Origin of the sequence: Actinophytocola sp., from assembly GCF_050699915.1 — a bacterium.
Lineage (GTDB): Bacteria > Actinomycetota > Actinomycetes > Mycobacteriales > Pseudonocardiaceae > Actinophytocola.
This window is the reverse complement of record NZ_JBOHGA010000320.1, coordinates 1-5,384: the sequence shown is the minus strand read 5'-3', so window position 1 is coordinate 5,384 and position 5,384 is coordinate 1. Positions and strand designations below refer to the sequence as shown.

Below are 5,384 nucleotides of genomic sequence, written 5' to 3'. Positions count from 1 at the left end.
GTTCCTCGACGAGGTCGCGGTGCGCATCGCGGTCGGGCTCGCCGCCGTGGTGGCCGTGCTGGACCCGCCGCTGGTCGTGCTGTCCGGCGAGGTCGGCACGGCCGGCGGCACCACGCTCGCGGAGGCGGTCGGCCGGGCACTGCGCGGGCTGTCGGTGCTGGACACCGCCGTCGCCGCCAGCGGCCTGACCGAGGACGCCGTGCTGCTCGGCTGCCTGGCCGCCACGCTCGCCGAGGTCCGCGGCTCGCTGCTGCGCCGGCGTTGCGCCGTTGAACGGTAACCGCGAACTGGTCTAGACCCTTGACCGACAATAGGAAGACTGGCTTACTAACAGCACCGGTCCCTGTCGGGGAGGAGATCGTCATGTCCCGCCGTACCGTCCTGCTGCTCTCGGCCCTCGCGCTGGCGGCACCGTTGCTGGTCGCCGCGCCCGCGATCGCCGCCCCACCGGCCCCACCGCCGGCGCGCACCGCTGCGCCGGGTCCCGCCCAAGCCAACGGTCAGCTGGCCGTCTGCGGCGTGCGGCTGTGCAACGCCGACCGCGCGGCCGTGCAGCTGCGCGGGATGAGCACGCACGGTCTGCAGTGGTACGCCCAGTGCGTCAACGACGCCTCGCTCGACGCGCTGGCCGGCGACTGGGGCGCGGACGTCATGCGGATCTCCATGTACATCCAGGAAGGCGGCTACGAGACCGACCCGCAGGGCTTCACGAACCGGGTCAGCTCGATCATCGACGAGGTGACCGAGCGCGGGATGTACGCGCTGGTGGACTGGCACATGCTCGACCCCGGCGACCCGTACCACAACCTGGAGCGGGCGAAGACGTTCTTCACCGAGATCGGCCGGCGGCACAACGGCAACACCAACCTGCTCTACGAGATCGCGAACGAGCCGAACGGCGTCGCGTGGTCGCGGATCAAGAGCTACGCCGAGGAGCTGATCCCGGTGATCCGCGCGGTCGACCCGGAGACGCCGGTCATCGTCGGCACCCGGGCGTGGTCGTCGCTGGGCGTGTCGGACGGGGCCGACGAGTCCGAGGTCGTCGCCAACCCGGTGAACGCGGCGAACGTCATGTACACCTTCCACTTCTACGCCGCGTCGCACGGCGACGAGTACCTGAACGCGCTGTCCCGCGCGGCGGACCGGATCCCCATGTTCGTCACCGAGTTCGGCACGCAGGAGTACACCGGCGACGGGCCCGACGACTTCGGCATGGCGCAGCGGTACCTGGACCTGATGGCGGCCAAGCAGATCAGCTGGACGAGCTGGAACTACTCGGACGACTTCCGCTCCGGCGCGGTCTTCGAGCCGGGCACCTGCCCGTCCGGCCCGTTCACGACCCCGGAGCGGCTCAAGCCGGCCGGCGAGTGGATCCGGGACCGGATCCGGTGACGACCGCGCTCCCGGCGCTCGCCCTGTTCGCGGGCCTCGTCGCGCCGGTCGGCCCGGCCGCCGTCGTCGACGTCCATGACGCGGCGACGCTGCGGACGGCACTGGGCCAGGTCCGGCCGGGCGACGAGATCCGCACGGCCGACGGTGTCTACAATGGACGGTTCGTGCTCGACGTCGACGGCACCGCCGGCGCGCCGATCACGCTGACCGGCTCGCGCGGCGCGGTGATCGACGGCGGCGGCACGGCCGGCGGGCGCGCGGTCCAGCTCGAGGCCGACCACTGGCGGCTGGTCGGGTTCACGGTCACCAACGGCCAGAAGGGCATCATGGCACTCGGCGCGAACCACACCGTGGTCGACGGCGTCCGGGTGCGGTGAGCAACTGGCCGAACGGGCAGCCCGACCGCAACGCCGCGATCGGCAACCACTTCGGCCCGGACGTGCGCGCCGAGGCGATCGACTCAAGGAGGGCACGACCGGCGGCGAGGTGTCCGGCAACACGTTCGACGGAACCGGGATGACGGGGGCGAACTTCGCGGACAGCTGGCTGGACGTGAAGGGCAACGGCTATCTCGTCGCGGACAACCACGGCAGCACGGCGCTGCGCGACGGGTTCCAGACGCACGTCGCCGTCGAGGGCTGGGGGCGGGACAACACGTTCCGGCACAACACCGCCGACGTCCGCGGGCCCGGCTACGGGGTTCAGCATCGCGCTGTCCGGCGGGAGCGCGCTGGGCAACGTGGTGTGCTCGGACAACACCGTGACGAACGCCGGGTCGGGAGCGGCCAACGTGCCCACGACGGCCTGTTGAGGTTGACTTGTGCCATGCCACTCAAGGGAGAGTACGAACCGAGTGCGTCCGAGCGGTCCCGCAACCAGGTCGCGGAGTTCGAGGCCTCCGACGGGGCGCGGGGCAACACGTTGCGCGGGATGCCGGTGATCATCCTGACCACGGTCGGCGCGAAGAGCGGGAAGATCCGCAAGACACCGCTGATGCGCGTGGAGAGCGAAGGCCGCTACGCGGTGGTGGCCTCGCTCGGCGGCGCGCCGAAACACCCCGTCTGGTACCACAACGTGAAGGCCAACCCGCACGTCGAGCTGCAGGACGGCGCGGTCAGGCAGGACATGCTGGCCCGCGAGGTGACCGGCGCCGAGAAGGCCGACTGGTGGGAGACCGCCGTGGAGGCCTACCCGGACTACGCCGACTACCAGCGCAAGACGGACCGGGACATCCCGGTCTTCGTGCTGGAGCCTGCGGACGGGTAGCGCTGGGCCGCTGAGTCGCGGCGAGCCCCCGCGTGACCAGCGGCGTTGGCTTGCGTCCAGCCCGTTGAGCTGATCGCCGAACGGCAGCCGAGTTGCGCCGAGCGGGAGCTGGCCGGCACCTGTAGGAATGGCGCATGACACAGGAGCAGTGGGACGCGGTCGACGGCTACTACTCCGGCCTGCTGGTCGGGCCGGACGCGGCGCTCGACGCCGCCCTCGAGGCCAGCGACGCGGCCGGCCTGCCGCAGATCGCGGTCTCGGCCAACCAGGGCAAGCTGTTGCACCTGATCGCCCGGGTGCGCGGCGCCGGGCGGATCCTGGAGATCGGCACGCTGGGCGGCTACAGCACGATCTGGCTCGCCCGGGCGCTGCCGGCGGACGGGCGACTCATCACCCTCGAGTACGAGGCGAAGCACGCCGAGGTGGCGCGCGCCAACATCGCCCGCGCCGGCCTCGCCGACCGCGTCGACGTGCTGGTCGGCGCGGCGCTGGACACTCTGCCCACCCTGGAGGGCCCGTTCGACCTGGTCTTCATCGACGCCGACAAGCCCAATAACCCCGACTACTTCCGCGCCGCGCTGGGCCTCTGCCGGCCGGGCAGCGTGATCGTCGTGGACAACGTGGTGCGCGGCGGCCGGGTGGCCGACCCGAGCAGCACCGACCCCTCGGTCGTCGGCAGCCGGGCGCTGGCCGAGCTGATGGCGGCCGAGCCGACCGTCGACGCGACCATGCTGCAGACCGTGGGCGCCAAGGGATACGACGGCTTCGCGCTCGCCCTGGTGACGGGGTGACGGCGGCTCACCGCTCGACGGGGCCGCCGAGCCAGGGGCGGACGTGCCGCAGCAGGTCGAGGACCACCACCGGGGAGCAGGCCAGGCACGGCTCGCACGGCATGCCGACCGGCGACGACAGCACCTCCCCCGACCCGGGCGCGATGCGCAGTCCGCAGTAAGCGGTCAGAAACTGCGGCATCGCGTCGGCTTCCGGCGTCGGCACCAGATGGCACGTCCGCCGGCTCTCGCCGATCATCGACCCGTCCGGCTGCCGGGGCTTCAGTCGAACCAGGATCAATGCCCGGGTCATGAGCGAACGTTAGGGCCATGGCTACCTGGCCGGATAGAAAATTTCGCCGTATTTCTCCGTAGTACCGAAACGGTGTAACGGACTACTCCGTTTTGCCCTCTGGCAACGGCTCCACGGATAAGTCGTCGACCACTCGCTTGATGATCTCGCGCGCCTGGCGGCCGTAGCTCGCGGCGGTCGCCATCGAGTCGAAGATCGTCCGGTACAGCTCGATCTCCTGCGGCCCGGCGAGGTTCAGCTCCGCGGAGAACGTCTCGACCATCACCCGCTCGTCGTCGAGCAGCCAGAAACCGTGCGTCGGCGCGACCGCGTACGCCGTCTCGAAGCCGATGATCCCGAACTTCACGTTGGGCAGCCCGGACAGCGAGATCAGCCGGTCGAGCTGGCCCAGCATCACCTCGGGCGGGCACAGCCGGTACCGCAGCGCCGACTCGGTCAGCACGAAATGGAACCGCTTGTCCGGCCGGTAGAGGATCTCCTGTCGCTGGACGCGAGCCCGCACCGCGTCGGTGACGTCCCCGCGCACCTTGAGCACGGTGACGCTCTGGGCGAAGCGCGCCCGCGCGTACTCCGCGGTCTGCAGCAGCCCCGGCACGAACGTGCACTCGAAGGCGCGGAACAGCCGGGTGCTCGCGTCGAGCGCGGCGATCTCGGTCTGGTGCGACCGCAGGCCGCCGCGCAGCTGGCGCTGCCACTCGACGTTCTGCACCGCGAGCGTGTGCAGCGAGGCGAGCAGCGAGTCGGCCTCGCGCTCGCTGGCCGTGGCCCGGGCCCACACGCGGATGTCCTCGTCGGTCGGCGACTGGCGGCCGTTCTCGAGCTTGGAGACCTTCGACGGCGGCCAGGACAGCGACTCCGCGAGCTCGCGGCCGCTCAGGTCGGCCTGACGGCGCAGCTCGCGGAGCCGCTTGCCGAGCGCGAGGCGTGCCTCGTGGAGGCTTGAGACGCCGCTGGTTCGAATCGCAGCCACTACACGTCCCGTCGCGTCGCTGGGCGCGCTTCCGGCGACGGCGCGCCAACACTGCCTTCTACTCTAGCGGCGTTTAGCCACAACTCCGAGAAATTTCTCGGAAATCTCGCTACCGACAATCCTCTGCGTACTCCCGCGTGTAAAAGCGGAGCACGTCCTCCGGGATCTCGATGATCGCCTCGCCGCGCGGTACCGGGCCGACGTCGGCGAGCGCCTGAGCGTCGGTCACCACCCAACCCTGAGCGATGAAAGTCCGGCGGTCGGTGCGGTCGGTCGCGAACAGCGTCGGGGACTGGCCCTCCTGGGAGAGTGGGTCCTTACCGAGAAAATGCGCGCGCAAGCTGGCCTCCGTTTCAGCAACTCCGGAAATTTTCTCGATCGTGAGCGACGCGGACCCGGTCGTCAAACCGTCCCGGCGGACCCGTCGCCGCTCGTCGCAGCGCGGACGAAGGACGACTGCCTCTCGACGTGCCGTATGGCGAGAGTTGAGGACCGCTCGACGATGAAACCCAAGCGTGTCACCGCGTCTTAGCGTGAGAACCATGGACCACCGGAGCCACGCGAGCCGGCCGAACCGCGCCGACCGGCCGATCCTGCGCGCGGTCTCCGGGCACGCCGTGCGCGTCCTCCCCCGGCCCCGCCGGTGGCCCGACGACGCCACACTCCCGCGGCC

General features: G+C 70.8%; 7 protein-coding genes and 1 pseudogene. 5 read left to right on the top strand and 3 right to left on the bottom strand.

The features are described from left to right. The 5 genes and pseudogenes from ACRDSK_RS31450 to ACRDSK_RS31430 all read left to right on the top strand — a co-directional run. Positions 1 to 280, top strand: a pseudogene (locus ACRDSK_RS31450) (ROK family transcriptional regulator); the annotation flags it as partial. A gap of 83 nt (positions 281 to 363) precedes the next feature. Further along, positions 364 to 1,392, top strand: coding sequence for a glycoside hydrolase family 5 protein (locus ACRDSK_RS31445; RefSeq protein ID WP_431445028.1), 1,029 nt, complete (start codon positions 364 to 366; stop codon positions 1,390 to 1,392). Then, complete coding sequence (locus tag ACRDSK_RS31440) at positions 1,389 to 1,769, top strand: hypothetical protein (RefSeq protein ID WP_431445027.1); 381 nt, start codon at positions 1,389 to 1,391, stop codon at positions 1,767 to 1,769. Before ACRDSK_RS31445 ends, ACRDSK_RS31440 begins: the two co-directional genes overlap by 4 nt. A 139-nt stretch (positions 1,770 to 1,908) precedes the next feature. Further along, a complete protein-coding gene (locus ACRDSK_RS31435) occupies positions 1,909 to 2,658 on the top strand; it encodes a nitroreductase family deazaflavin-dependent oxidoreductase (RefSeq protein WP_431445026.1) in 750 nt (249 codons plus the stop codon). Positions 2,659 to 2,792: 134 nt separating this feature from the next. Then, positions 2,793 to 3,449 (top strand): O-methyltransferase, encoded by a 657-nt coding sequence (locus tag ACRDSK_RS31430; protein WP_431445025.1) that lies wholly within the window; start codon positions 2,793 to 2,795, stop codon positions 3,447 to 3,449. A 7-nt stretch (positions 3,450 to 3,456) separates the two neighbouring features. Here the strand turns inward: ACRDSK_RS31430 and ACRDSK_RS31425 are convergent, their stop codons facing one another. From ACRDSK_RS31425 to ACRDSK_RS31415, 3 genes are all read right to left on the bottom strand, one after another. Further along, positions 3,457 to 3,741, bottom strand: coding sequence for a hypothetical protein (locus tag ACRDSK_RS31425; RefSeq protein WP_431445024.1), 285 nt, complete (start codon positions 3,739 to 3,741; stop codon positions 3,457 to 3,459). A gap of 82 nt (positions 3,742 to 3,823) precedes the next feature. Next, entirely contained in the window at positions 3,824 to 4,711 is an 888-nt protein-coding gene (locus tag ACRDSK_RS31420; RefSeq protein ID WP_431445023.1) for a helix-turn-helix domain-containing protein, read from the bottom strand. A gap of 109 nt (positions 4,712 to 4,820) precedes the next feature. Next, the gene (locus tag ACRDSK_RS31415; protein ID WP_431445022.1) at positions 4,821 to 5,117 is read right to left on the bottom strand and encodes a hypothetical protein; all 297 of its coding nucleotides are present in this window, start codon (positions 5,115 to 5,117) and stop codon (positions 4,821 to 4,823) included. Positions 5,118 to 5,384 lie beyond the last annotated feature (267 nt).